This window comes from Paenibacillus piri, from assembly GCF_004354045.1.
In the GTDB taxonomy this organism is placed as follows: domain Bacteria; phylum Bacillota; class Bacilli; order Paenibacillales; family NBRC-103111; genus Paenibacillus_S; species Paenibacillus_S piri.
Genome location: NZ_SMRT01000006.1, coordinates 36583 through 63504, shown reverse-complemented (window position 1 = coordinate 63504; position 26922 = coordinate 36583). Strand labels below are relative to the sequence as shown.

Genomic DNA, 26922 nt, shown 5'->3' with positions numbered 1-26922 from the left:
AAATCCGCTGCTTGCTTGGAATATTTATGTTACACAATTTGACGCTATTAGGTATAATTTACTAGTGCGTGTGTATGCAAAGAAGGAGTTGTCATTCGGAAAATGGATGCTGGCAGGACTATAACTAAGCTTTTTCCAAAATTAGACGCAGATCGGGAAGAATATTTGAAGGTGATGCTGCTATTTAGCTACTTATTTTGTGTGGTGTCGGCTTCAACCATAGGAAAGACCGCGGCGGACACATTATTTTTAAGCCGGTTTGATAACTCTTCGCTATCTTTCATGTATTTGCCCCAAGCCGTTGTCATGATTATTTCCGGTGTCATGTTTCAACGCTATTCGCCCCGAATCCGGTTGGAGCGTCTTATTACGGTACTGATCCCTATTATCGTGCTGTTGGTTCTCTTTTCAAGAATTGGAGTAGGGCTGGACATCCGTTGGGTTTTCCCTACGATCTACATAGGCTTCGATGTGTTCAACTTTTTAATGGTTGTCTGTTTTTGGCAGTTTGCCACATCCGTGATGGATCAAAGAAAAGCTAAACGGATGATCGGAATTGTCGGTAGCGGCGGCATAGCCGGAGGTATAGTAAGCGGATTTGGTTTAAAAGGCTTCGTCCCATTATTAGGTACGGCAAATTTGATTTACGTATATGCGGGGCTTCAATTGATAGGGCTTGCAGTCGTGCTTCTAATCATACATATGTTTCCCCAGCATGCAGAAGTAAGACCGCCCAAACTTCAAGCAAAGAAAGGGTCCGAGAGAAAATCAGGCCTTTTTAAACATGTCCCCCATCTCAAATATGTGGCGCTGCTGGCGGCGGCACTCGTATTTTCGCTAACATTGATCGATTATCAATTTAAGGTTATTTTGAGAGGAAGCTTGCAGAATGAAGCTTTAGCCGGATTTATGGGCAGCTTTTACGGATTTTCAGGAATTATCGCATTGCTCGTTCAGCTGCTGGTGTCCGGTTGGGTTATCACGCGGTTTGGCGTCATGACGGCTTTGCTTATTTTCCCCGTCGCTTTATTTGCGGGAAGCCTGGGCATTCTCATCCTGCCTGTCCTTGCCATGGCCGTAGTCGTTAAAGGGAGCGACAAAGTACTCGGAGATACCGTATATTCCTCAGTCAGCCAACTCATCATGTTCCCCATCCCTCCTGAATGGCGCGGTAAAGCCAAAAGTTTTTTGGACGGTATTGTAAGAAACGGCGCAAAGGGACTAGCAGCTGTATGCTTGCTCGTCGCCTCGCATCTTCTCGCTCCCGAACAGCTCAGCTACATTATACTTGTGCTCATTGGCATCGGTATCGTTGCCGCGGTCAAGCTTAAGAAAGCCTATTTGCAGACGCTCGTGTCGACGCTGCAAACGGGCAACCATGATCTGCAAAGAGCAGAGCTGAATGTCATGGATCCTGCCAGCAGACGATTATTGACGGACGCTCTATTAAGCCGGGACGGGCAGCAGGCTTTATATGCTCTCCGAATTTTGCGCGGAATAGAAACTTTCGATTTCATACCTTATTTAAAACCGCTTCTCCATCATCCTGATCCAAAGGTTTGTATGGAGGCGTTGTCGTATATAGAAAAGACGATACCGGCCGAATTTGAGGAGATTGTGCGATCCTTCCTAACGTCAGTCCATATTCAGGTAAAAGCTAAAGTGATCCTTGCTTTGGCAGCCTACGCAAAAGAAGAATACCTGGATGAGATCACCGCTTTTCTTGAGGCGCGGGAGGCGGAGATTCAGGCGGCAGCTATTGCGGGATTAGTTAAATATTACGGCATTGAAGGCATGTTCAGATCGGTAGCAAAGCTGAAGCAGTTAATTGAAAGTGCTCAGGAAGAAAACCGGATTGCGGTTGCCTCTTTGTTTGGGCAAATCGGGGTGAAAAGCTTCTATAAGCCTTTAGCCGCCTTACTGCAAGACAGCTCCTTTCCGGTAAGAATCCATGCGTTAGAATCGGCGGCCGCACTTTGTGTGCCCGCACTGATTCCGCATATTCTCCCATGCTTGCAGGACTTTGAGACCCGACGGCATGCGGTTGAAGCACTTTCTTCCTACGAGGAGACGGAAATAATTCCGCTGCTTAAAGACTCCATGGACGGGACCGGCATTTCCTTGCACATGCCCGCTGTATTTGAAAAAATCGGTACGCAGTCCTCATTTGACACGCTGCTATCCTGTTACAGCGCGGCCGCTTTTGACTTGCGCGATAAAATTTTGGAGTCGCTCACACGTATGCGTAAAAAGTCGCTTTTGGCAAGTCAAAAGGATATCGAAATCCTTATTGCTGCGGAAGCCCGATTATTCCATCAATTTGCCGAGCATGGGGCACCGTTCGTTGGAAATCCGGCTTATTCCGAGATTGTGATCATCATTGAGCAAATTCGCTCGTCCATTTGTCGGCGCGTATTTCAGCTATTGGCTCTCCTATATGATGCAAATACGATGCAGGCTGTTTTCAACAATTGGCTGGAAGGCGACGCCAGGCAGCAGGCCAACGCTGCCGAGGTTATCGACCAAACCTTGCAGGGCTCCCTGAGGATTCAACTGGCCGCATTGATGTCCGCCCCCCGGAATATTGCGGAAAGCTCCTCTAATCAAGATCATATGGACACACATTTCAATTGGCTTTCTATGAATGGAGATGAATGGCTGGAGGAAGTCATAGGTTTTGTTATCAATCAACAAGGGAACAGCACTGCCGTCAACAATGATACCTTCGAACAGCTCGAGCGTGTAAGCTTGCTGAAAAACGTACCGGTTTTACAAGGTTTGACCAGCAAACAATTATCCGGCATTGCAAAACGATTGCAGAAAATCGTCTTAAGGTCCGGCCATATCGTGATTCACGAAGGTGAGCCGGGAGATTGCATGTATATTGTGGGCAGCGGCAGCGCCGGTGCTTATCGGGACGGCCGGAAGCTCGGAGATTTGCAAAAAGCGGATTGCTTTGGGGAAATGGCGTTATTTAGCCAAGGCTTGAGAACTGCTACCATTCGGGCGGAAGAGGAGCTTATATTGTGGCGCCTCGACTCTTCCACTTTCTATGATATTTTGTTTAATCATACCAGCATAGCTTTCGAGATGATGAAGCTGCTGTCTCGCAGGCTAAGATCATTGTTAGAGCAAGGAGGCAGCGAGAGGAAGACGGAAGCCTTGGCTTTATCCGAAATGGCCGCCGCTTCCGCCAGCGGCGACCGTCAGCTTGCGGATGTGCGCGGCATGGGCATATCCAACCATGAGGTCATTTTGCGTCGAATTTTGACGCTGCAAAATATTGAATTGTTCGCCCATCTTACACAAGACGATTTCATTTGGCTTGCCCAGTCAATTGAAGAGGTGGAGTATTCGTCCGGACAACGGATTTGCCGAGCAGGGGATTTCGGAGAGACGATGTATGCCATTGTTAGCGGGAATGTACGTGTGCATAGAGGAGCAGAAGAGATTGCCCAACTGAACGATGGAGAATATTTTGGCGAAATGGCCGTCATTGACAGCGGTCCCCGTTCTGCAGACTGCACAGCGGTTGACGATGTGATTGTACTGGAACTGCATAGAGATCTGGTGCTAGCTTTCAGTTTTCAAAATATGAATGTGCTTAAAAGTATACTGCGGGTTCTTGCAGACCGGCTCAAAGGGTTATGACTTTCGCAGACGGAGGTCCACCCAAAGGTCTTGTCATTTACAGTCTTTAGAAAGTGCTGTAAGCTTACAACTATCGAGAGGTGGCAGCTATTCTTGCATTTCATAAGAACCCTACTGTGCCTTTTGATCCCCCAAAGGATTCCGCGCGGCATTTTTTTCTTCATTCTCATAGAAAGCACTTATGCGGCGGATATCGTCTAATGGACAAGTACCCGTAAATTCAACAATCTTTGGAGCATACATTTCAGAAGACAATCAAATGACACCTGGAAGTCAGAAAGGAGACACACGATGACAACGCACTGCCGAAGCTGTGTGAGCGATGACGACTTCGCCAAGGCCAGCTTGTTTTTGTTAGCCCATAAGCGTGACCTGCACCCTTCTTATACCACGCTGGAAATGGTAACCCTCATTTATTCTTACGTGACTCAGGGCCGCCTGATTTGCTGTATCGCAGATGACGATCAACGCATAGCCGGAGTTGCGGCGTATTACCAAGGAACACCGGAGCAGGAATTTAAGGACCGGGACGTTGCCTCGCTAGATGCGGCCATTATGGCGAAAGCTTACAGAGGCTCGCGCTTATTTGTCCAGGGACTCCAATATATGTTGAATACGATCATCGAGAACCACCCGGAGGTTCGGGAGCTTAAGTTGGCGGCCTTGGCCGAGAACGACTATTTATGCCGGCTCTATTCCAAATTTGCACCCCCACAGTCCGTCCGCGAAGGCACCCATGGAAAAGAAATAGTTTTTTGTGAGAAAATTAACACTGTCAGGGATACCCTAAAAAAATTTACTAGAGTATAATTAAGAATAATACTATACAGGAGGCGATCCATTATGTATCCGTCAACCCCTAATATTAAACAAATCGTTAAAGGAAGCGGTTTCCAAAAAATCATCAAGATTAACGATACTCTTCGAGTGCAACCGCAGTAATGTCTTTCGAATTCCGAATAAGCGAATTTGAAATGGATCATGAAGCCTACATGGACTTCCTGCTCCGCCATCACGACGAACTGAATTTGCCTTATCCTTTCGCCATGAAGCTCAGCTTCATCAGCAGTCCGCTCTTTCTGGGCAAAGCGATGCTCGTCATCAGCGAGGAGTCCTATCAAATGGTAGGCGCGGCCGGCTTTGGTTACGGTACCGGTCCCGGCGATTACGAGGATCGTCATATTTGTCAGATCGAGGTAGCCTTTGTAGAGGAAGGGCTGCGGCGCACATCATTGTTTGTAAAGGGACTACACGCACTGGTCAATGCCATCAAAGCAGGCAATCCCGATGTCCGGCAAGTTCAGTTCTGGGCTTCCGCGGCTGAGGAGAGACTGGAACGGCTGTTTGCCAGATTCCTCGCTCTCCCCGGCTCCACCAAATCGATCGTGAACAACTTGGCGCTTTTTACGGTGCCGTTCCACGAACTGGAAGCCTATTGTAACCGTTTGAGGCGATCGACATCAGCCAGATATAATGAAAGAGCCTAACGCAGGGATTTAGCGGCAGGCTTTTTGCTGTATGGAAGTGAGGCAACGAGTGGCTGCTTGTGCAGATCGATCACACCGGGATCCTTTTGCCAGTTTGAAAGTCTAAAATGAATAACATGTTTCAATCACGCCGATTTTGCCGTATTTTCTTGAAGATAATGCCACATAAGCTTCTACGGGTGTAGCTACGGCTTGATGTCACCCTAGAGGCGCCCCGTAACCGGCTCCCCTTCAGGTCAGCTTGATTGTCTTCTTACGGCAGACCCCAGGCGGAGAACTATCGGCGTCCCACTAAGGTTGAGCCCTATTACTGGCTTAGGCTTATTCATGATACTCAAACTCGTGACGTTTTCCGGTTGCATCGTAAATGATTTCGAATTTATTTCCTTCAGCATCTTCACGGACTCGTTTGTTATTCTTTATATAATAAATGGATGCACCTGATTCTCTCGCTTGCCTGCGTGCATGTTGATTTGCTTTTTTCAAAATTTCTTGGAGCTGTTCTCGATTTGCAAACATCTTGAATTCCCCTCCAGTTTATTTAATTATGCTTATTATAACATAAAATGAAAAGCCACCAACCAGAGCAACTGGCTGATGACTTTTGGCACTTTAATGGAGACGAATCGCGGCTTGGCAAATCCACAATTCGCCGCGACGTGATGCTACGTTCTACGGTTGGTTGGGGAGGTTGCATAATACAATCTACATCAAATCAACACCTGTGTATCCCATCAGTTTATATCCTTTTACTCTCTTCCTAAACATACTCATGAGCACCGGAACTTGCAGATCAATGTAGTCATACACCTGAACATCTATCTTATTAATATGAGAACGATGGAGACGACCTGCATATTGTTGCAAAGTACCCTTCCAAGATATTGGATGGACCAAAAATAACGTGTCTAAACGTGCATCATCGAAACCTTCACCAATTAATTTTCCTGTAGCAATAAGCACACGCTCCTCCTTGTCCCCAATGGCTGCAATTTTCTCTCTAAGGGACGCGCGCTGCTTTTTTCCCATGCCACCACGCAAGACAATTACATTCTTAGCGAAATTTTGAAGCCTCTTTTCGAAATATTCAACGTGAGCAGTACGCTCTGCCAGAAGAATCGGTGATCTGCCCTGTTCTAAACACCTCAATAAATCATCAAAAATCATTTCGTTTCTTTCTTCATCATTTATAAGAGCTCGATATACGTCCTGTATACCTGGGTTCGATAATTGATTTGGCATACGAAATGGAGTGTATCTCGGTATAACCTTAAGCTGCATATTACGCGTCAGGGCTTGTGATTTTGCATCGACACGTATCCTTATAGGCCCACACTGCATAAGTACAATGGGCTGATGCCCATCTTGTCTTGTAGGTGTTGCTGTCAAACCAAAAACATGCTTCGCCGTTGCTTTCTTTAATATCTGCTCAAAACTAAAAGCAGAAACATGGTGGCATTCGTCTACAACGATTTGACCGTATTCGTTAATATATTCTTTAATTATTCCTTTTTGATTTAAACTCTGAATAACAGCAATATCGATCTGACCCGTTCGTTTTTCTTTTCCTCCACCGATAACCCCAATACTCTTCTTATCTACATTGAGAAAGGTACTAAGCCGTTCTTTCCATTGGTCCATTAGTTCACGTCGATTAACTAGTATCAAGGTATTTATCTTTCTTTTAGCGATTATTGACGCGGCTACAACCGTCTTTCCAAACGCAGTAGTTGCCGAAAGAATTCCTGTCTCATGAGCCAAAATAGACCTTGCAGCTGTATCCTGTAGCATTGTAAGAGTTCCATTGAAATCTACGTCGATATGAATTCCTTGGAAGCGTTCATCCGCAATAACCGGTTCGATTGAATGTATCTTAAGAAAGTCCAGTAAACCTTGTAGACAACCTCTGGGGAGTGCAATGTGTTTGGGAAAATCTTCAGCACAGCTTATTACTCGCGGTTTTCCAAAAGTAGAAAGTCGCATAGCTTGGGTCTTATAAAAGTCGGGATTTTGAAACGCTGCTAAACGAAAAATTCTATTTATCATAACCGGAGGGAGATCATTTTTCTCAATATATATCATATTTGACAGGACAATCTTCACTTTTGAAGGCAGCGGTTCTTCAATATGCCTTTCTTCAAGTATCTCATTCGCTTGTTCCCATGGCTTTTCAGCATCAGTATCCGGGTCTCTGTAACCTACATTTAGAACAGACGAGTTACTAACAGCATCTTGAACAATTCCCTGCACATGTTCTCGGCTCATTTTCTTTAATTGAGACAAGAAGAGCCATTGATCTGGATAAGGCTGAAAAGTTTCATCGACAAAAACACTGTTGCCACTCTTTCTTGGGATCCCCTGCAGGGGAAGAGCGATTAAATTGCCAAACCCTCCTTTGGGAAGCGTATCCTGGTTCGGGAATAGTCGGTCATAGGAGTCTAGGCCGATCTGGTTTCTTTTATCCATGGTTTTGGTTAGGATCGCGCAACCAAGTTTCCTGGCTAAATTAGCATCAATAGCCTCGTCAAAAAAGATCCAAATATGACCTCCTTGACCTGAGCGTGATCTTTCCAAAGCTGCGGGAACGTTTAATTCCTTACAAACGGTCATTACTGAAAGTGCATCTTCTTTCCAGTTACGCTTATCAAAATCAACAGCAAGAAACCAGCAGGTTTCATCAGGTAGCATGGCGTAAACACCGATTGTCTGGTTGGTTTTTGCGTCCAAATGCTTATTAATCACTGCGTCAGCTACAGGTAAAAAATCTTTATGTGGACATTCAGAACATTTCACTTGTGGTTTCTTACAAACAATCGTCCATTCATTTCCACAAGCAGGAGAATACCCTGATCTCCCCGCTTTGTTTTCCCAACGCATTGGGAAGACATCTTCACGACCCTTAAAGAGGGAACGAAAAAGTGCAATTTTCTCAGAAGGTGACGAAAAATGATGAACGTCTTCTATTTTAAACTCTTGCAGTTCCCTCGAACCATTGACTTTAGATTGAGAAGAATCGGCAGCTTCAGCTGAAGATGAACTTGTATACTTGGATAATTCTCTCTTTAGGTGTTCGTTTTCCTGCCTTAATCGCTGAATTTCCAATAAAGCATTCTTAAGCATGTTTTTAAAGTCATTCATACTTCCTCCAAGCATAACTTTCGATTGATTCTTCTTATAAACAAAATTGTATCACAGATGGGATTTCGGTAAAAATGATAACCTATGTTTTGTTAACCTACATTTAACATTATATAAAAGCGAAAGTGCCGTAAAATATGTTAACAAGACGCAACCGACGGTACTTTCATAAATAGTGAGACTTTGTTGGATATGAGAACTCATCTTTCTTCAGAATGTTCATTCAAAATATGAGCGATAGTCTCCAACGAATGCAAACCTTTTGCAATATCTACTATAAACTCTACTGCATATTCCCGTTCCATTCGTAGATGATATCCATTCAGCATCAAGAAAGATTTGGTAACCAGATAGGCTGTCCGCTTATTACCATTATGAAAGCAATGATTTTTCACCAGAGATTCCAGCAAGGCTGCGGCCTTATCAAACAAAGTTGGATAAGCGTCTTCTCCAAAAATACTTTGCTGGGGCCTATGTACCGCAGATTCCAGCAGACCATGATCTTTCACTCCTGCTTGCTCTGCGTCATTCATTTTTTTCATCATAAAATAGTGTGCTGAAATAACCTCTTCTTTGGTAAGAAAGTTTGTCATTTCTTTCATCGATCTCTTAAGTCTTCAAGAATGCCCTTATCTTCTTCAAATACATCAAAGAACGCTTCAAGAACTTCAGACCGGACATTATTAGGCAATTGGCCTTGTCGAGCTTTTTTCAACACCACTTCACCGCGATCATTTTCTATAAATTCAATTTCATCCCCTTGCGAAACATTCAACTTTGCAGCTAAGCTTTTAGGCAAGCTTACTCCCAAGCTATTGCCCATTCGTCCTATTTTGCGGGAATAACGAGTCACATTCCGTTTATCAATCGTCACTTTGACCACACCTTTCATGTTCATTCTCTTTTTCTATAGTATAACAGCACTCAATAAATTATACCTTATAACAGTAATAACTTTTATAACATTTGTACATTTTATCTTCTCATAAAGCACCATCCTCAATGCGGATAGTGTTCATAATGGTGAAGGCGTGGGGAGAGTCGAACCCCTATCCGAAGATAAGTCACGTAGACCCTACGGGTGTAGCCACGGTTTTGATGTCACCCTAGAGGCCCTGCAAAAACTTACTTAGTAAGTTACTTTTTCGAATTAAAGTATTCTTTATCTACGTGAAGCTGCTGCTTCAGAATCCTGTTAAATAATCCCTTGCTGATTTCGCCAGTCCCTTTCGAAACTGCAGTCCTTAACACTTCCCCATTAGGCAGAGTCTTTTCAAAAATCTTATCCCTTCCATTTTGCCTTATCAGAACCCATCCATCTCGCCGTAAGAAACTCTCCAAGTCGCTCCAACTAGGCATGGAACATACGTACTACTGAATCAAAGTCGTCTTCTAATAGGACACGTAGTACATATGGAGCATGTTTATGTCGATTAGGGGTATTGTAATAGCGGGAATAATTGTTTTCGTAATCAATTGCGTATTCGATCAGCTGTCTCGTCAGCTCATATTTAAGTTCTTCAACCGTCCCTGCATCGGCAACAATATCTTCGATCTGCTCAATGGATCCTGCATACACGCCATCTTCGTCTTGCTCATATTCAAACGTTAATTCATATACAGAGAGCAATTCTTTCATCTGCTGTTTGGAAAAAGCCATGATAATATCTCTATTGCGTTTAATTGCCTGAGGCTTCTCCCGTACGATTGTATCAATGAATCCACCAAAATTTGCCCGAACATCTGTAGCATTGAGTATTTTTTGCATAAGCACCCCTCCTCACCTCCATTATACAGATATCGTCACATTACGTACATAGTGTACACAATGTACTTGTGATATATTATTCATCTCCAAACGATTCGATACTTATTCATCTACAAAAGCAAAAGAGCATCTCCTTGTTGCTACCTGTGATTTGTAGAAATAGCAAAGGAATGCAAAAAGACACCCATATGAGTGTCTTTTGATACTATGGAAATAGACATACCGTGGATTGGCAACTCTACAATTCGCCGCTGTGTGATGCTGAGACTTTTTGGGAAGGTGGCGTAGTGGTACACATTATTTTGTAGTTGAATAGGCCCGCATACTCACCGTATCAATAATCAAACACGACGTCCGGATAAAATCAAAACCAATGATCCCATCCATATCCAAGCCGTTACTTTCGATTTCAACTTGAAAATTATCTATACAAACACCCTCGAAGTGAATAGCATCAAAATTCTTCGTATATACGGACTCAATTCCACCCACACCTTGAATGGAATCCACTACATCCTCAGATTCTGGAACAACCCCGATTGTTCCAACAACATCTGCTTTAAAAATGGTTCCCGCGGAACCTGTATCCAATAAAACTTTCTCCAGCATCAATTGCTGTCCTCGGAATTGGATGGTGACTGAAACAAAGGGTAAACCGAATTTCACATTAAGATTCATCTAGGCCCCCGCACCCCGGCGTACCTTTCACGGGCAACTAAAGTAGGACGGGACGTATGAAAAAAGCAATATTCTCGATGAGGGTCTTGCTTGTGCAGCTCGCTGTACCGGCGCATCGCTGACGTAGAATCGTCAAACCTATCAACGACAACCACTTCCTCAATGTAGCGGTTACCATCAGAGGAATGTGCTTTAGTCGCCTCAAGAACCACCCATTCATTTGGAAAACGTTCCTGCACTTCTTTCCAACGCATCCCATCACCCCTGCCAATTGCATTGATGATTATTATAACATAAACAAATCTCGACCTGGCAATAGTCCAAATCGAGTTAATATATTGTTTATTTCAAATAGAGGCTTCCGCCATTTTCTGAAATAATGAATGCAGAATGATCTTCTATTGATTCTGTCCTGTTTATAACCATCTGGGAATTACCCCCAATTCCCGTAGCCAATAAAGAATAGTCATTTCTGATAAAATACTGCAAAAGGTTAAACATTGAGTAGTAGTAATAATGATGTGCATGGAGTTTCAATATTGAAATAACATTGATGATTTCACAAATATTTAATTCAATATTAGTAGGTGGCCATTTTACTCCTGGACGGTCTTTAAGTTGATCTTCCCTATAATTTCTCCAACTTAATAGCTTCGGTTCAGAAAAGTGATGGACATAATTTCTAGAGTACTGACATTGTTTCAAAATATCATTCAATTCTTCATTTGTACTCAATTCTATTAATTTTAGCTTTTCCTTTTTCTTTTCGTACTCTTTTCTAAACCTTAAATATGATGCACCGGTCAAATCCCCAAAATCATTTAATAACACACTCTGATTTACGGCCATTCTTTCTTCATAATCTTTAAATTCATCATATCTCAAATTCACTTCTTTACTTACTTTCTGAACCAGTTTATTATAAGTCGGTTTCTGCAATTCATTTAATAGTTTATTCTCATCCCCTTCTATAATTGAGTCCATTTCAACCATAGCTTTGAGTAGTTTACGTTTTGTGACTAAAACAAAATGTTCATCGAAATCCTTCAATATTTTCTGGTATCTCAAAAAATACTTTAACGCATGTTCTGCAACAAGATATAATCCTTTAACAAAATCCTCTTTAGAATTAAATGGGTATGCCTTTTCTTTTTTCAACAAAGCCCCTCCGCATATCAATTCAATTTATAAAGGCAAATGCATTTTAAAACTCGTCAATAATTCACTTCATCGTTTCTTGTTTCTCTCTGTCGAATAACCTCATTCTACCATACTTGGTTAATTGCTCTCACTCCATTTTAGATAGCCTGCTGACAAGCTAAGACCCTCAACCCTTTGACACAACTAACTTCAGTACCCTGCATTCGTTCAGACTACTCAAACCAAAGCGAATAACATAGAAGACCTGGAAGTTGCCCACATTAATTAAGTACCCGCCATCCGGATGTTCTCTTGGTGAGACTGCGCGGCGTAAAAATTCGAATTCATGAAAATATTTACCTTGTGCTCCATCGCCGATGCCCTTTTTGCAGTCTGCTCCAATTGCGTTGAACAACAAAAGTACCATCAAAAGACTGTTTACAAAGTTCTTGTACGATTCCAATGTTACCAAAAGAGTTTTCTTTTATTTTAAAAACTATTTCATCTGAAATTTTGACATTTAAAATATCAGCACCTCTTGAAATAACCGAATCAAAATCACGGTCTCTATCAACTAAATCACCATTGAATTGATTTAATTATTTCGCTCTCTCCAAATACCAAGAATGACAAACCTTACTCCTATCTCCTGAAAAGACCGAAGATCGAAGGCAAGTTTTTTCTGAACCACACCGCCTAAATAATGGGAGTCCTCTAAAACAATAAATTTTTCACTTCCTGTTGCTGTTATTGCTTCGCCTACATCTTGTGCTAAATCAAGGTTTATCTCAATGGACCTATAATTAATGGTTCTTTCAGTAAGGCCTCCAGATTTACCCCCAAGTTACATCGGCACTAAATATTGTTCCGGCCGATCCGGTATCGAGCAATACATTCCTTAGAAGAAGTTCTTCGCCACGGTAACAAATGATAACTTCTATAAACGGCAGCCCATCATCTGGGTCCACGTACCCCTACCCACTTCTCTCGAAGCTTTAGTGTTTCACGGGATGTGTGGAAGAATCCATATTCCCGATACGGGTGCTCCCGGTGTAACTCATAATAACGTTTCATGGCAATAGAGGAATCCTCAAAACAATCGATGACTGCTACCTCGTCAATTAGCCAGTACCCGTCCTCTGAACGGGACTTTAATGCTTCACAAACGATCCACTCATTCGGAAACTGTTCACGAACTTCTTCCCATCGCATCCTTGCCACCTCCGAAAATCCATTTTTTAATTGCTTTCGCTATACCACAAAAACCCCATCGGAAGATGATTTTGGTTGGGCTTGGAACTTTGAAGAACCCCTTATCCAACATTACTGTTGTAATTTTACATGGACAAGGGTTCATTTTTCCGAACCGTGGCTTGGCAAATCCACAATTCACCGCCGCGTGATGCGTTGAACTAACGTACCCGTCCCTCATCGTTTCACAGACGCTAAACACTTTCATTATTTATATCCCCCCGAGGCTTTAATGATCCATTGGCATCCAACGTGGCGGTGGCGGTGGAGGTGACGGCAGCTCCCATCCCCGGATTTAACCAATTCAAATCAGATTGATTAAAATTTCGATGGGCATACGATCTCAATCTCGCTCGTTTTTTAGCTAAATAGTTCATGTCTTAAGCAAAATATGCATTCTCACTATAGTTGATGAATCTTTATAATGTAGGAAATAGAACAAAGTTATAGATCTCAAGTCTCAAAGCCTATCTCGCCACCCCAATGACCTACTAGCCACTTCCGCAAGCTTCGGGACATGGGTTACCGCCACCTGCAACTCCAGTATATTGACTCAAACTGTCCCTCTAGAATACACGGCGGAGGCCCTGTAGGAGACATTGGGCTTACATGCGTTGCAACTCAAGACGGCTTCATAGAGGTACGGGAAAACGTAGACCACCAATGAACTGATGGAAAGGAATATCTGTTCCCGGTAGGCCAAGGGAGAATTAACCGACCACCTATTTCCAAGCCTGCCATCAAACAGGGATGAAATGGAGGCTGTCGCAGCTTTAAAGGTCACTCGTCTGTTATTCAGTAAATCGAAGGCTTTATGGCTTGAAGATATGAAAGCGATTTACCCCGTACGACTTTTTTAACGATACAGAAGTAAAGTGCGCATAGTCAATTATTTATTGAGATAACAATTAACTCTAAGATGAAGACGGGTGTTGCTCATGAGTTTATTTGTGCGAGAGGCGTCATTCTACAAAAAATTTTTTACACTGACACTTATAATCGGTTTACAAAACATCATTACTTTCGGGGTCAACTTATCCGACAATTTAATGATCGGAGGTTACAGCGAATCGGCATTATCTGGTATCGCTATAGCCAATCAAATTCAGTTTGTATTGCAAATGCTCGTCATGGGAGTAGCTGAAGGGCTGGTCATCATGGCGTCAAGATACTGGGGGGCAAATGACGTCGGATCGATTAAGAGGATTGCCAGCATAGGAATGCGCCTTTCGATTCTTGTTAGCTTGGTGATGTGGGCTGTCGTCTTTTTCTTCCCTCAAGGCTTACTATCTTTATTTGCAAATGATCAAAGTGTTATTGCTGAGGGGACCAAATTTGTGAAGATCATCTGCTTCTCTTATCTATTTTTTTCTATTACCAGTATACTGCTTGCGACTTTGAGGAGTGTGGAGACGGTAAAAATCGGATTTATTTTGTCCTCGACCACACTCATCATCAACGTGTGCCTGAATTATGTTTTGATCTATGGACATTTTGGTTTTCCGAGCCTGGGAGTGCAGGGCTCAGCCATAGCAACCTTGTCGGCAAGAATTATTGAACTGATCATTGTCTGCATCTTCGTGAAGCGTTTTGACCGAAAAATCTATTTGAAACTACGTGATTTCATTACAATCGAGATGGGATTGTTTAAACAATATGTCAAGCTGGGTTCACCTATTCTTATGTCCAATTTTGTCTGGGGGATCGCCATGGCAACACAGACATCCATACTGGGGCATATGGGGGCGGCTGCGATCGCGGCAAACAGCATTGCGACAACTATCTTCCAGATTGTATCCGTCGTTGTCTTTGCCTCAGCAAGCGCTACTACCATTGTAATTGGTAAAACGATCGGCGAAGGGAATATGGATAAAATCACATCATACGCCAAGACTCTGCAGATGTTATATCTCGTCATTGGATTATGTACTGGTGCTGCTCTGTTTGTTACAAAGGATTATGTCCTCGGCTTATATACCATTTCCGGAGAGGCAAAAGACCTTGCCCTGCAGTTCATGACAGTATTATCCATTACCGTGTGCGGAACTGCCTATCAGATGCCGTCATTAACAGGGATCGTACGCAGTGGAGGGGATACCAAATTTGTTTTATACAATGATACCATTTTCATGTGGCTCATTGTTCTTCCGGCTTCGGCGCTTTGTAGTTTCGTGTTTAATCTTTCACCATTGGTTACATTTATTTGCCTGAAATCGGACCAAATCCTGAAATGCTTCGTAGCTATTATAAAAGTAAATCGATTCAAATGGATCCGGACGTTCGATTCTTATTCGTCAGATTCGAAAGAAACGGTAGTTTAGTGAAGAAAACGTACGGAGGCAACTTAAACGCGGCTGCAGCAATGAGTTTTAATTAATGAGGTCACGATAGCATAATCGGAATCACTCTCTTAAAAACGCGTATTGAACGGAACTGAGGCAGATAGTACCTACAGGCGAAAAAAAGTGTTTATCCTATTCCGTCGGTTGAAAAATTTTCACGAAGTGAAAAAATACAACAAGAAACATTATCATATTTATCGACAGCGCAACAACACTTCATCAACAAAACGAGATTAATTGTGTAGACATGTTGATGAACCCATTATACCCTAATTTTGAAGACAGCTACCCAAAGAAACCAAGGAGCAGCTGCCGCGGCAATCTGCTCCCTGATTATTCCACTATCGTTTCCCAGTCTCAGTAGAATCCCGGTGGAGTTACACTAGTCTCTGTTTTAGTTAATATTCCTTCATCAATTTCCATCTTCGTAGATACCACTGCGCACGCTTCAATTATTATCCTTGAGCCAAGAGCTTATCCAGCAGTCGAACGATGATTGCAACCGACTCCTCACGCGAAGACGGGGCAGCGGGTTCGAACTTGCCTTCGCCTTTCCCCGACACAATCCCGGCCGCAGCGAATGCGCCAATCGCATCCGCCGCCCAGTTGGACTCGACGTCTGAGAACGGAGAAGTAGTCGAAGGTACATAATTCGTCAGACGAGCAAGCATGACTACGATTTCGGCTCGAGTAATTTGTAGATTCGGTCGGAACGTACCATCGTCATAACCCAATAGGATTCCCAGAGCGTTTAGGGTCGCAATCGCATCCGCCGCCCAATGCCCTTGCGTATCTTTGCGCCACCACCGGAGGCCAGCCCGAACGCCCGGACCATCATCGTTGCAAACTCCGCGCGCGTTACATTCCCTTCCAGCTTAACAGCACCATCCCCAAAGCCCGACACAATGCCCATTCGAGCCGAGCGTTCGATCACTGAGGCACTCCATGACGATGGGGAAACGTCGGTGAAGCTAACGGCAGGAGCGTTATTCCCGCGCTCAACTATAGAACGAACAGCAGCAGGATCAACTTTATCGTTGAAAACAAATTGAGCTGGCGGGCGTTGGCTGAGCCGTTAGGGGCGGCTGTGTCGGATTACTAGGCTCTGACGGTTTCGTAGTGGAGCCGCTGCTTGAACCATTCCCGCCGGTTCCATCAGTTCCATCAGTTCCATCGCTGCCATTGCTGGACGTAACAGTAATTTGAACTATGTAGTTTTTATTCGTAATGCCGTCTTTCGCGGTGACCTGAATCGTTATCGTGTTGTCCCCAACGTCCAGTGCCGTTGCTTTCGCTTGCCCGCTCGCGACGGCCGAACCGTTCACCGTCATCGTAGCTTCGGCATCCGCCGCCGTCGGTGTGACGTCGACGCTCGTCAGATTGCTGCCGACACTTGCCGTGTAGTTCGTTGTCTCCGCGCTGAATGCTGGCGACAACGTACCTGCGCTGAGCGTCAGTCCGCTCAAGTCGGCGCTAGCGTATGTCGCCCGCGTTACCGTGACGCCCGTTTACGTCCTTAGCGATCATCAGACCAATCCTATTCGGCTTTGCCTTTTTGTTACAACAAATGAAGCAAAAAGTCACTATCAATTCTTCTTCGATTATCCGAGATCCGCATCTTTCGCATCGTATTCTGCCACGCCGAGCGCTTTGTTTTGCCATAAAATTGTTTTGATTCGCTCGTCATTCTCTGCATGGCATCGGACCATCATGACAACTTCGGTTGCTTTTTCCTGCCGAACAGATCCAATGATGGCAATTTCTTAATCGCGATCCATTTGATGAGGAACCCGAGAACACCACCTCCGACAAGACCGAACAGCGCCCAAAGAACCGGTCCTAGCTTTAGGACGAAACCGTAAATACCGCCCACAAGCATAAATGCTGAGCCCAGAATAGTCGCAAGATCGACGAAGCTGACGCCGTCGGCATAATGAGCACTATCAAAGATCCGCTTTTTTTCGTTGCGGACTTGAAGCGGCAACGCGAATAGATCTGATTTCGGAATTCCGATCTTTTCAAGTTCAGTCAAGGCTAATTCTACTGCGACCGAATGCTCGAATGAAGCTACGATGTACATAGAGGGTTTCCTTTCCGCTGGTGGCAGTGGCAGTATAAAATGGGGACTCTGATACTCAGAACTCAGAAATTGCGATTGGGATATCTTATACTGAATATTGTTAATGACAGATTGTGAATAAGCAAAATAAATGTATCCGCCATAGACCGACGGTATAAATAAGAACCACTGCGGATCCATTACATCTTTTGCTTTGTCAAAATTACCGATACATGTGTAGTACACGCCGACGAAAAAACGGGATTTGCCAATGGTAACTGCCCATGAAATCACACTGAAAAAGAATGAGTACAAGTGATTCAAGTACAATGCGCCTAACCCAGGCATCACGATTTCCCAGTAGGTGGCGGTCATAGGGCTGACCTTGTTGAGTGTATTGACGGTTCCTGATGAGCCCTTGGTCGTTTTGGTGTAAGTGGTCGTCCGATACGACAAAACGTAATTATTGTTCATATCAACGCACCGGCGGTACGAATCGAACATCGTAAAGATGTAAACACCGATATACAAATAGAAAAAGCGATGACTTGATTTACACCCTTGAAGTCACCAATCATGGAGTTAAAAATGGCTTGGTTGACCTTCGCAAGATTATTGACGATAAATTCGAAGGTGATGAGTGAGAATCCGATCAAGGGACTGTTGATCATGCAATGACCATACCCAGGAAACGCCGCTGACCACCCATATCAAATGATGGTTTAGCTTTCCCCGCTTCAATTTCACTCAAAGTACCCTGCTGCCGCAGCGAACACAACGAGGACAACCTTAGCGGTACATATCCATGTCGTGCTCCCTCCGCTATCGCTTCGGTCTGCGCGGTCTGAACCCCTTCCATGGGCTTCGCCTCCCAGCTTACGTCTCCATACATAGCAAAAGGCACCCTATCGGGTGCCTCAAGTTGCTATGTATGGAGACGAGGGGGTATGGACATGTTTGATTTAACCTGCTGCCGAAGCGAACTCGACGATGACAATCATAGCGGTACATGTCCATGCCGTGCTCTCTCCGCTTCGCTACGTTGCGCGCGGTCTGAACCACTTGAGGGGCTTCGCCTCCCGCCTCGCGTCCCCAAAGAAAAAAGCATCGACCGGATAAGGTCGATGCTTTTTTACTTTATGGAGACGAACCGCGGCTTGACAAATCCACAATTTGGCGCCTCGTGATAGTTTTTGCATCAGCCAAAACGATTGCAAAACTGTTCATAATCGTGAAACGAAGTCGAATAGACGTTGAATTTGCAGGGACCGGATTTGAAAGAATGATGTTTGGCCGTGAACTTTTGATACAGACGATTGGTGTATGCATTCTCTGCCACCGTTGGGATTCTTACTTCTTTCACATCGGGATTCGCATCACGGATTTGCGCAGCTAATTCTTGCAATCCACGTATAAACATCCGTGTATTCCTATACTCTTCTGCAAAGCAGCTGTTACCGAGCACCGCGATGTCTTTTTGCTGAAAATTTGCTTCCGGCAATCCGAGAACGAAGCTTCCTATGCCAACCACCACATCCCGTTCATTCACGATGATGGCACCTCTACCTTCATTCATATAATTGACAACGTCTCTAAGCACAAAGCTCAGAGGATATCCTGGGATAATGGAAGCCCGGTGTTCGATATAAAAATCTGTGAATCGGCTCCATAGCCGTGTAGTAGAGCATAGTTCGAAACGGAACAAAGCGCTCACCTCCAATTGTGAATTAATTAACATTATTAAATTGACAATTGATTCCTGATATTCCATGATGTATCTTTAAATCAACTATAACAGGAGGTGAAAAATATGGGGGATCCAGGAAGCCAAAACGCCGATTGGACTTATGTTAAAACAGCTAATGAAAGAAAGTAAGTAAACAAGGCCGGCAGCGATGCCGGTTTTTTTCATCATCTGTAAACGCGCACGTTCTAAGATCAGCTAAGACGTTAATCCTGCGTCCTCCGCGAGGTGTACCGGATGACATACTGACTCAGTCTCTCAGGTGTCGTGACGTATAAGCTTAGCATGCCGCACGGAAACTTCTCTGTGCGGCAGAATGTTGCAAATTTCCCAAAAAGCCGTTGATGGCCGTCAGTCGGCGTGCAGTACATCTCAATCTTGCCGATCGGCTCTTGCAGCTCGAGTTCACGCTCGACCAAGGCCGCCATAGCATCTAATAATGTCCCCCCGCCACGAAATCCAGCCTCGAGGTATATAAGCTGCACTTCGATTCGGGTTCGATCTTCGCTGCCGTCTTCCCCGTAGCAGTACACGTATGAGAGAACACCCCGTACCTGACCGGAGCCATCCAAGCCAACCATATACCCTTTGTCATAGATAGAGTTATTGACACATTGGAGGACGGTACTCCACTGGTATGGAAGGCCGAGATCTTCAGCATAGCGGCATAAAAATCGGACACCATCCTCTATTTCCTGTTCTGTTCCGGCGACAATCCACTGCAGCATCATGCCTCACTCCTTTACACTCTCATTTTTAATGTGGCCTCAAGCGCTTCTCGAATAGATGAATAACTCATCATCAGCGGATGGAAATGGTCGCGCGACAGGGACAACAGCAAGCATGGCATTAACGTAACGACGCTGGCTGTTCTTGGAATATTCTGCATAAGTGCAATCTCTCCAAAATGATCGCCATCTGCCAGCACCGCTACCCTACTTCTTATACCCGAATCTGTGGTCTTGATAATCTCAACCTTTCCTCTTGCAATTAAATAGAAGGTTTCCCCCGGATCGTCCTGCTCGAAAATCGTTATTCCCGCTTCGAATTTCTCGGCAATAAAAAGCTGGGATATTTGCTCCAGTGCTCCTTGTTCAATTCCTTGGAAAAAAGGAAGACTGCGCAAACGCTCCGCTTGCACCCGGGCGCTACCGCCTCCTCTGGACAGCACGAATCCTTGCTGTTTTTCCCACATTCGATGGTACAATCCATGCTGCTCCAGCAATTGTTCATGCGGTCCTGATTCGGTTACCTTTCCTTTATCAAGAACTATGATACGATCGGACATCGCCGCATATGCCAATCGATGTGTCACGGAAACAATCGTCATACTGCGGCTGAGCGACAGAATCGTTTTATTGACGGACTGCTCGGTATCCGGATCAAGCGCAGAAGTCGCCTCGTCCAGAAACAAAATATGGGGTCTACGAAGAAGTGCACGGGCGAGCGCAATCCTCTGCCGCTGACCGCCTGACAAATTATCGCCATGATTGCGGACAAGCGTCTGATAGCCCTCCTGAAATGCTTCGATGGTTTCGTGAATCTCGGCCGCCCGCGCGGCTTCCTCAACCTCTTCGTCCGTCGCATCCGGCTTACCTATCACAATATTCTCACGGATCGAGCCGAGGAAAAGAATCGAATCCTGAAAGACGATCCCCACCTGACTCAGTAGTGAAGCATATTGGACTTCCCTGATATTTTGACCGTCATACATGACAGCTCCGTCTTCCGGATCGGCGAATCGAAGCAGTAGCTGGAGCACCGTACTTTTACCCGAGCCGCTTGGACCTACAATCGATGTATATCCGCTTAAAGGAATGCTCAAATCCAAATGCTGAAGTACAAGCTCGCCTGGCACATAGGCAAAGGTGACATCGCACAGTTCAATCTGGGAATGGACGGCGGGTAGATCCTTGGCTCCCTGCTCCGTCACATCAGGCTTCCACTCCATCACCTCATGCAAGCGCTGAAGGTTTGTTTTCGCCGACAGAACGTAGGGAAGGATAGCCGCAATGCCGTACATGGAATTGCCGACGGTAGCAAAAACAAAATTATAGGCAATAAATTCGCCTACGGAAAGCCTTCCGTCGAAGGTCAAATAGCTGCCGTACGCAAGTATAATGGCCGTCAAAATTGAAATACCAAGCAAAGGCAGCCGATTCAAATTGGCATCGACAAAAGATCTTTTGACGCCGACAGAAGCCATTGTACGAAGAGTGCCTTCCACTTTCGCCAGCATGCTATGGCGCATATCAAATACCCGGATAACCCGATACGCTTTCATATTCTCATCAATTAATCCATTAAATTGATCAAGGTGCGTATAGTATGTATCAGCCAAGGCAAGTGATCGGGACTTCAACATCCGGTAAGGCAAGAATAGTAATATTGAACCGATGAGCGCCAGCAAAGTAAGCTTCCACTCCATCGTAAACAGGATGCCTAGCCCAATAGCCACGCTGGTGATGGAAAGCAGTCCCCCGCCAAACACTTGAAGCACGGCATGCTGAATTCCCGGGATATCGTCGAAATATCTAGCCAGAAGGTCGCCGAATTGGAACCGCTCATAAAATCGATGAGTCTGGGCCTGCATATGTCGAAACAGAGCGCTTCGATAGCCCATCAACAATTGGGCATCCAGTCGTGCTTTGGCGTAATCACTGGTAACTCCAGTAATAACATTCAACAACCCCATGGCAACCAGTACTCCGATAACGATTGCCAGTGCCTCCAAATCACGAGGTAGCAGCGCTTTATCAATTAGATATTTATAACTGAGAGAGGAAAGATAGCGGAATACAAGGTCAATTAACACTCCAAATACGATAACGGATATAAAAAAAGGTGACGAACGAACGGAAGCAACTATAGTTTTCCATAACATTTCAGCTATTCTCCTTTAAATATCAGCACATCGAGGCCACATGAGGTGCCCCTTATAACATTGGGAACACCCTGGATTAATCCGATTCATTATAGAGAATGCACTTCAATTTGCAATAGGTTCTTTCTTGCCTTTCTTGGAACTATTATCGCTTGGTAACAATCAAAGCTACGTAGTTTTCTGCGTCCCAACCTACTTTAGCACCTATTGTCTCGCTTATAAATCTTAACGGTATGTGATTGATGGTTGGACTGCTTGGGCTAATGCTGATTGTCCTCCTAAGATCGTGGAGAGAGCTGACGATTACTGATGTTTTCTTTAGTTTGGTTCTACCTTTGTACGTCGCTGTCACTTGGGAGCCTCCGACACTATTAGGATCAAATACTAGATTAATCTTAACTAGAAACCATCTGAGTAGCAATATTTTCTTTATTCTCCATAGCTACAAGTCCGTTTAGATCCGCAACGACAAAAAGGGATGCCCTCAGCGGACATCCCTTCTGATATACCTTATGGAGACGAAGGGAGGATGGACATGTCTGATTAGCCTGCTGCCGAAGCAAGCTCGACGAGGACAACCTTAGCGGTACATTTCCATTCCGTGCTCCCTCCGCTATCGCTTCGGTCTGCGCGGTCTGAACCCCTTGTTGGGCTTCGCCTCCCAGCTTATGGCTCCATACATAGCAAAAGGCACCCTATCGGGTGCCTCAAGTTGCTTTGTATGGAGACGAGGGGAGTATGGACATGTTTAATTTAACCTGCTGCCGAAGCAAGCTCGACGAGGACAACCTTAGCGGTACATATCCATGCCGTGCTCTCTCCGCTTCGCTCCGTTGCGCGCGGTCTGAACCCCTTGAGGGGATTCGCCTCCCGCCTCGCGTCCCCATAAAGAAAGAGCACCGACCTTTTTTCGGTCGGTGCTCTCTTTACTTTATGGAGACGAGGGGAGTCGAACCCCTGTCCGAAGATAACGCCACATAGGCTTCTACGGGTGTAGCCACGGTTTTGATGTCACCCTAGAAGCGCCCCGTAACCGGCTCTTCTTCAGGTCAGCCTGATTGTCTTCTTCCGTCCGACCCCAGGCGGAGACCGAACGGCGTATCCCACTAAGGTTGGGCCCCTATCCTAGCACATGGGCGATGCTAAGCAGAAGCACGCTCACAGGTTATTAAGCTGCGAAAGCGTAGTTTTGTTGTTGTTTGCCATTTAATAGGCTTTAGCGTTGATGAAGTGGACGCGTCCCCACTACCCGCTACCCATGCCCGAACTATCCCCGTCGAATCCAAGAACGTCCCCGCATAAGGAGCCTTCGCAATGGAAGGCTCAAAAAAAATCTTTCGAAAAAGGTTATGATAAAAATCTATCTAAGCTCTTCCCAGGCATAGTCGCAAACCATGCAAAGGAACTTACTTTGAAAGCTGACAGTAAAGCTGATCTCGATGCCCAATTAGTATATCACACTTTACGCAAAAATGCAGAAAGTGTTGATGGCAGCGGAGGAATAACAGCCCAAGACTGGCTGCGCTTACCTGGCAACCTTTTGCTTTTCGCGCAAAGCGCGCTGAATATCGCGCTGCGCATCGCGTTTGGCGGCGGTATCGCGCTTGTCGTACTGCTTCTTCCCTTTGCCCAGCCCCAGCAAAAGCTTGGCGAACCCGTTGCGCACATAAATTTTAAGCGGCACTAGCGTATAGCCCTCCTGCTTGGCCAAGCCGAGCAGCTTGCGAATCTCGACCTTTTTGAGCAGCAGCTTGCGGGTTCGGGTCGGATCTGTAGGGTTGAACCGGTTGCCCTGCTCGAACGGGCTGATATGAACGTTATGAATAAAGGCTTCGCCGTTGCGGATCGTCGCGAAGGCGTCGCCGATATTGGCCCGGCCCAAACGCAAAGACTTGATCTCCGTGCCGGACAATACCATGCCGCATTCATACGTGTCTTCAATAAAATAATCATGGGACGCTTTTTTGTTCTGCGCGAGAACTTTGTTATCGGCTTTTTTGCTCATGAACCCTTCACTCCTTCCCCGCAGCTTGCCAACGGTATGTTCACAAAAAGGGATTGGAGTTTATTTTACCAACTCCAATCCTCGGAAGCAAGCGAAAGTATTACTTTTTCGCTACCTTTTTCTTGCGCCGCCGCGGCCCCGTGCGCCCGCCTTCGCCGCCTGCCTTGCCGCCGACGGTTTCCAGCGCCCGCGACTTCGCGGCGTCGACGCCCGTGCCACGCGTGGCGCCGGCTGCGCCAGCCGCTGCCGCGGCGCTGGAGCCGCCCTTGCGCGGCCGGCCGCTTTTACCGGCGGCTGCAGCAGCGCCGGTACCGCCCTTGCTGCGCCGCCCGCTGCGGGCGCCTTCGGCTGCGCCGCGCTCGCGGTCGCCGCCGCGCGCATTGCGGCCGCCGCCAGCCGCTGCCGGTGCGCCGCCACGACCGCCGCGGCCGCGCTGCTTATCGCGGCGCACGGAATTCAGTGCGTCGACCAGGCTTACCTTCTGCTTGCGCGGCTTCATGTCGACAAGCTCGAAGTCAATGGTGTGCTCCTCCGTGCTGACACGGGCGACGCGCACCTTCACCTCATCGCCGAGCCGGTAAATTCTCGACGTGCGTTCGCCGATCAGCGCATGCTGCGCTTCATGATAATGATAATAATCGTCATGCATATCGCTTAGACGGATCAAGCCTTCCACTGTGTTGTCGAGCTCGACAAAAATCCCGAAACCCGTGACGCTGCTGATCAAGCCCTCGAATTCCTCGCCGACTTTATCGAGCATGAACTCGGCCTTTTTCAACGCCTCCGTCTCCCGCTCCGCATCCACCGCTACACGCTCGCGCTCCGACGACTGCTTCGCAATATCGTCCATCCGGGCCGACAAATATTCATGCCGTTTGTCATCCATGTTGCCCTGCTCGAGCACTTCGCGAATGACGCGATGAATAATAAGGTCCGGATACCGCCGAATCGGCGACGTGAAGTGCGAGTAAAACTCGGCCGCCAAGCCGAAATGTCCCGTACTGTGAGCATCATACTTCGCCTGCTTCATCGAACGCAGCATGACGGTGCTAATAACCGTTTCTTCCTTCGTACCTTTTATCTCCTCCAGCAGCGACTGCAGCGCCCGAGGATGAACCGTATTGCCTTTGCCGCGAACGACATAACCAAAATTGGTGATGAACTCCATAAAATGCGTCAGCTTTTCGGAGTCCGGATCTTCATGAATCCGATACAGGAACGGTACTTTCAACCAATGGAAATGCTCGGCAACCGTCTCGTTGGCCGCCAGCATGAATTCTTCGATAATCTGCTCGGCGATCGTCCGGTCCCTCTTGATAATATCGGTCGGCTTGCCATTCTCGTCCACCAAAATCTTCGATTCCTGGAAATCGAAATCAATCGCGCCGCGCTTCATCCTCCTATTGCGCAGCTTGCCGGCCAGTTCTTCCATCAACCGGAAATCGTCCATCAGATACGCATACTTTTCGGCAACGTCCGGTTCCGCCTCATCGGTCAGCAGCTTCCGTACATTCGTATAGGTCATGCGCTCGCTCGTTTTAATGACGCTTGTAAAAATATCGTGTCGTACGACATTAGCGCCGGCATCGAACTCCATCTCACAGGACATCGTCAAACGGTCCACCTGCGGATTCAGCGAGCAAATGCCATTCGACAGCCGGTGCGGCAGCATTGGAATGACCCGGTCGACAAGATACACGCTGCAGCCCCGATTATAAGCTTCACGGTCCAGCGGAGATCCTTCCGTTACATAATAGCTTACGTCGGCAATGTGCACGCCCAGCACGTAATTACCGTTCTCAAGCCGTTCCACATTGACCGCGTCATCGAGGTCTTTTGCATCTTCCCCGTCGATGGTTACGATCCGTTTATGCCTTAAATCCCGCCGTCCGGCCAGATCCGGTTCCGCGATCGTCTCAGGAACCGCCGTCGCTTCTTCAAGCACCTCGTCGGGAAACGATTCCGGCAGCTGATGCTTGCGAATAATCGAAATAATATCGACGCCCGGATCATTTTTATGCCCCAATATTTCAATAACTTCACCTTCGGCCGCCGCGCGTCCTTCCGGATACGTCACAAGCCGCACGACGACTTTATGGCCGTCCATCGCCCCGTTGAACGCTTCCTTCGGAATGAAAATATCGCGAACAACCCGTTTATCGTCCGGCAAGACGAAAGCGTAGCCCTCGTTCATCTGGAACAAGCCGACGATTTGCGTGATCGCGCGGCTTACCACCCGCACCACTTCGCCTTCCAGCTTGCCGCCAGCCGCGCTTTTAGCTGTAATCCGAACAAGTATCGTATCCCCGTTCATCGCTCCGCCCATGTCGTTGGCATGTATGTACACGTCCGGATGATCGCGGTCCTCGGGAATGAGAAAACCGAACCCTTTGGCATGGGCCTGCAGCTTGCCGCGCAGCAAATTCATTCGTTCCGGTACGCCATACCGCTCCGTACGCGTCCGTAACACCAGTCCTTCATTCTCCAGCTCGTTCAGCAGCTTCAAGAAATCTTTAAATTCCTGGGCGCTGTTAATTTCAAAATGCTTTTCCAACTCCTGATAGGTCATCGGTTTATAAGCTGTTTCTCTCATAAATTCCAATATATCATTGCGTTGTATCAAAATTTTTCACCTTCCTCCATCCTGCTTATATCTATAGCTTTACCCGAATCATGGTTATGAAAACACCGTCGCGGCGGTTTGGCAAAAAATCTGTTTTTCCGAGCTTTAAAAACAGTTTACGCAACCGAGCCGCTCATGGAGCAGGCGTTTGA

Annotated in this window: 22 protein-coding genes, 1 other RNA gene and 1 pseudogene; 4 read left to right on the top strand and 20 right to left on the bottom strand. The window is 46.0% G+C overall.

The window, feature by feature from the left end; all coding sequences use genetic code 11:
* Positions 1 to 174 precede the first annotated feature (174 nt).
* The 3 genes from E1757_RS14515 (at position 175) to E1757_RS14505 (ending at position 5138) form a co-directional block, all read left to right on the top strand.
* Positions 175 to 3651: an Npt1/Npt2 family nucleotide transporter gene (locus E1757_RS14515; protein WP_246079216.1), complete on the top strand. Its 3477-nt coding sequence runs from the start codon at positions 175 to 177 to the stop codon at positions 3649 to 3651.
* 291 nt (positions 3652 to 3942) lie between these two features.
* The gene (locus tag E1757_RS14510; RefSeq protein ID WP_133229241.1) at positions 3943 to 4461 is read left to right on the top strand and encodes a GNAT family N-acetyltransferase; all 519 of its coding nucleotides are present in this window, start codon (positions 3943 to 3945) and stop codon (positions 4459 to 4461) included.
* A 164-nt stretch (positions 4462 to 4625) separates the two neighbouring features.
* Entirely contained in the window at positions 4626 to 5138 is a 513-nt protein-coding gene (locus E1757_RS14505) for a hypothetical protein (protein ID WP_133229239.1), read from the top strand.
* Positions 5139 to 5459: 321 nt separating this feature from the next.
* Here E1757_RS14505 and E1757_RS14500 read toward each other — a convergent pair whose 3' ends face one another.
* The 8 genes from E1757_RS14500 to E1757_RS14460 form a co-directional block, all read right to left on the bottom strand.
* Entirely contained in the window at positions 5460 to 5657 is a 198-nt protein-coding gene (locus E1757_RS14500; protein ID WP_133229237.1) for a hypothetical protein, read from the bottom strand.
* 186 nt (positions 5658 to 5843) lie between these two features.
* A complete protein-coding gene (locus tag E1757_RS14495; RefSeq protein ID WP_133229235.1) occupies positions 5844 to 8276 on the bottom strand; it encodes a TOTE conflict system archaeo-eukaryotic primase domain-containing protein in 2433 nt (810 codons plus the stop codon).
* A 200-nt stretch (positions 8277 to 8476) separates the two neighbouring features.
* Positions 8477 to 8869 carry a type II toxin-antitoxin system death-on-curing family toxin gene (locus E1757_RS14490; RefSeq protein ID WP_133229658.1) on the bottom strand — a complete coding sequence of 131 codons (393 nt, stop codon included), beginning with the start codon at positions 8867 to 8869 and terminating at the stop codon, positions 8477 to 8479.
* A 5-nt stretch (positions 8870 to 8874) separates the two neighbouring features.
* Positions 8875 to 9168 carry an AbrB/MazE/SpoVT family DNA-binding domain-containing protein gene (locus tag E1757_RS14485; protein ID WP_133229233.1) on the bottom strand — a complete coding sequence of 98 codons (294 nt, stop codon included), beginning with the start codon at positions 9166 to 9168 and terminating at the stop codon, positions 8875 to 8877.
* A gap of 245 nt (positions 9169 to 9413) precedes the next feature.
* Positions 9414 to 9635, bottom strand: a complete 222-nt coding sequence (locus E1757_RS14480; RefSeq protein WP_133229231.1) for a type II toxin-antitoxin system HicA family toxin — start codon at positions 9633 to 9635, stop codon at positions 9414 to 9416.
* Entirely contained in the window at positions 9628 to 10044 is a 417-nt protein-coding gene (locus E1757_RS14475) for a hypothetical protein (RefSeq protein ID WP_133229229.1), read from the bottom strand. The genes E1757_RS14480 and E1757_RS14475 overlap by 8 nt, the downstream gene beginning before the upstream one ends.
* Before the next feature lie 297 nt (positions 10045 to 10341).
* Entirely contained in the window at positions 10342 to 10722 is a 381-nt protein-coding gene (locus tag E1757_RS14470; RefSeq protein WP_133229227.1) for an aspartyl protease family protein, read from the bottom strand.
* 342 nt (positions 10723 to 11064) lie between these two features.
* Positions 11065 to 11880, bottom strand: coding sequence for a hypothetical protein (locus E1757_RS14460; protein WP_133229223.1), 816 nt, complete (start codon positions 11878 to 11880; stop codon positions 11065 to 11067).
* 2171 nt (positions 11881 to 14051) lie between these two features.
* Here E1757_RS14460 and E1757_RS14450 point away from each other — a divergent pair.
* On the top strand, positions 14052 to 15434 hold the full coding sequence (locus E1757_RS14450; protein WP_133229219.1) for an MATE family efflux transporter: 1383 nt from the start codon (positions 14052 to 14054) through the stop codon (positions 15432 to 15434).
* 476 nt (positions 15435 to 15910) lie between these two features.
* Here the strand turns inward: E1757_RS14450 and E1757_RS14445 are convergent, their stop codons facing one another.
* The 12 genes and pseudogenes from E1757_RS14445 to rnr form a co-directional block, all read right to left on the bottom strand.
* A complete protein-coding gene (locus E1757_RS14445; protein WP_133229217.1) occupies positions 15911 to 16126 on the bottom strand; it encodes an S-layer homology domain-containing protein in 216 nt (71 codons plus the stop codon).
* A gap of 21 nt (positions 16127 to 16147) precedes the next feature.
* Positions 16148 to 16240 (bottom strand): annotated as a pseudogene (locus E1757_RS37205) (S-layer homology domain-containing protein); the annotation flags it as partial.
* Positions 16207 to 16461 carry an S-layer homology domain-containing protein gene (locus tag E1757_RS37200; protein ID WP_133229656.1) on the bottom strand — a complete coding sequence of 85 codons (255 nt, stop codon included), beginning with the start codon at positions 16459 to 16461 and terminating at the stop codon, positions 16207 to 16209. The gene E1757_RS37200 and the pseudogene E1757_RS37205, both read right to left, overlap by 34 nt.
* A 25-nt stretch (positions 16462 to 16486) precedes the next feature.
* Positions 16487 to 16921 (bottom strand): cadherin-like beta sandwich domain-containing protein, encoded by a 435-nt coding sequence (locus E1757_RS14430; protein ID WP_133229215.1) that lies wholly within the window; start codon positions 16919 to 16921, stop codon positions 16487 to 16489.
* Positions 16922 to 17163: 242 nt separating this feature from the next.
* Entirely contained in the window at positions 17164 to 17988 is an 825-nt protein-coding gene (locus tag E1757_RS14425) for a hypothetical protein (protein WP_133229213.1), read from the bottom strand.
* 193 nt (positions 17989 to 18181) lie between these two features.
* Positions 18182 to 18373 carry a hypothetical protein gene (locus E1757_RS14420; RefSeq protein WP_133229211.1) on the bottom strand — a complete coding sequence of 64 codons (192 nt, stop codon included), beginning with the start codon at positions 18371 to 18373 and terminating at the stop codon, positions 18182 to 18184.
* 339 nt (positions 18374 to 18712) lie between these two features.
* Positions 18713 to 19219, bottom strand: coding sequence for a hypothetical protein (locus tag E1757_RS14415; RefSeq protein ID WP_133229209.1), 507 nt, complete (start codon positions 19217 to 19219; stop codon positions 18713 to 18715).
* Positions 19220 to 19464: 245 nt separating this feature from the next.
* Positions 19465 to 19989 carry a hypothetical protein gene (locus E1757_RS14410; protein WP_133229207.1) on the bottom strand — a complete coding sequence of 175 codons (525 nt, stop codon included), beginning with the start codon at positions 19987 to 19989 and terminating at the stop codon, positions 19465 to 19467.
* An 11-nt stretch (positions 19990 to 20000) separates the two neighbouring features.
* On the bottom strand, positions 20001 to 22142 hold the full coding sequence (locus E1757_RS14405; RefSeq protein WP_133229205.1) for an ATP-binding cassette domain-containing protein: 2142 nt from the start codon (positions 22140 to 22142) through the stop codon (positions 20001 to 20003).
* A gap of 931 nt (positions 22143 to 23073) precedes the next feature.
* Positions 23074 to 23438, bottom strand: a transfer-messenger RNA (tmRNA) gene (gene ssrA / locus E1757_RS14395).
* Between the two features lie 229 nt (positions 23439 to 23667).
* Positions 23668 to 24147 carry an SsrA-binding protein SmpB gene (gene smpB, locus E1757_RS14390; RefSeq protein ID WP_133229203.1) on the bottom strand — a complete coding sequence of 160 codons (480 nt, stop codon included), beginning with the start codon at positions 24145 to 24147 and terminating at the stop codon, positions 23668 to 23670.
* A 100-nt stretch (positions 24148 to 24247) separates the two neighbouring features.
* The gene (gene rnr, locus E1757_RS14385; RefSeq protein ID WP_133229201.1) at positions 24248 to 26770 is read right to left on the bottom strand and encodes a ribonuclease R; all 2523 of its coding nucleotides are present in this window, start codon (positions 26768 to 26770) and stop codon (positions 24248 to 24250) included.
* Between the last annotated feature and the right edge of the window lie 152 nt (positions 26771 to 26922).

Bases quoted from the DNA above. Each gene is read 5' to 3' on its own strand.
- E1757_RS14500 (WP_133229237.1), bottom strand. From the start codon at position 5,657: ATGTTTGCAAATCGAGAACAGCTCCAAGAAATTTTGAAAAAAGCAAAT.
- E1757_RS14445 (WP_133229217.1), bottom strand. From the start codon at position 16,126: ATGCTTGCTCGTCTGACGAATTATGTACCTTCGACTACTTCTCCGTTC.
- E1757_RS14490 (WP_133229658.1), bottom strand. From the start codon at position 8,869: ATGACAAACTTTCTTACCAAAGAAGAGGTTATTTCAGCACACTATTTT.
- E1757_RS14475 (WP_133229229.1), bottom strand. From the start codon at position 10,044: ATGCAAAAAATACTCAATGCTACAGATGTTCGGGCAAATTTTGGTGGA.
- E1757_RS14480 (WP_133229231.1), bottom strand. From the start codon at position 9,635: ATGCCTAGTTGGAGCGACTTGGAGAGTTTCTTACGGCGAGATGGATGG.
- E1757_RS14505 (WP_133229239.1), top strand. From the start codon at position 4,626: ATGGATCATGAAGCCTACATGGACTTCCTGCTCCGCCATCACGACGAA.
- E1757_RS14470 (WP_133229227.1), bottom strand. From the start codon at position 10,722: ATGAATCTTAATGTGAAATTCGGTTTACCCTTTGTTTCAGTCACCATC.
- E1757_RS14495 (WP_133229235.1), bottom strand. From the start codon at position 8,276: ATGAATGACTTTAAAAACATGCTTAAGAATGCTTTATTGGAAATTCAG.
- E1757_RS14515 (WP_246079216.1), top strand. From the start codon at position 175: ATGCTGCTATTTAGCTACTTATTTTGTGTGGTGTCGGCTTCAACCATA.
- E1757_RS14410 (WP_133229207.1), bottom strand. From the start codon at position 19,989: ATGATGCTGCAGTGGATTGTCGCCGGAACAGAACAGGAAATAGAGGAT.
- E1757_RS14450 (WP_133229219.1), top strand. From the start codon at position 14,052: ATGAGTTTATTTGTGCGAGAGGCGTCATTCTACAAAAAATTTTTTACA.
- E1757_RS14405 (WP_133229205.1), bottom strand. From the start codon at position 22,142: ATGTTATGGAAAACTATAGTTGCTTCCGTTCGTTCGTCACCTTTTTTT.
- E1757_RS14485 (WP_133229233.1), bottom strand. From the start codon at position 9,168: ATGAAAGGTGTGGTCAAAGTGACGATTGATAAACGGAATGTGACTCGT.
- E1757_RS14420 (WP_133229211.1), bottom strand. From the start codon at position 18,373: ATGGAAGGGGTTCAGACCGCGCAGACCGAAGCGATAGCGGAGGGAGCA.
- E1757_RS14510 (WP_133229241.1), top strand. From the start codon at position 3,943: ATGACAACGCACTGCCGAAGCTGTGTGAGCGATGACGACTTCGCCAAG.
- E1757_RS14425 (WP_133229213.1), bottom strand. From the start codon at position 17,988: ATGAACAATAATTACGTTTTGTCGTATCGGACGACCACTTACACCAAA.
- smpB (WP_133229203.1), bottom strand. From the start codon at position 24,147: ATGAGCAAAAAAGCCGATAACAAAGTTCTCGCGCAGAACAAAAAAGCG.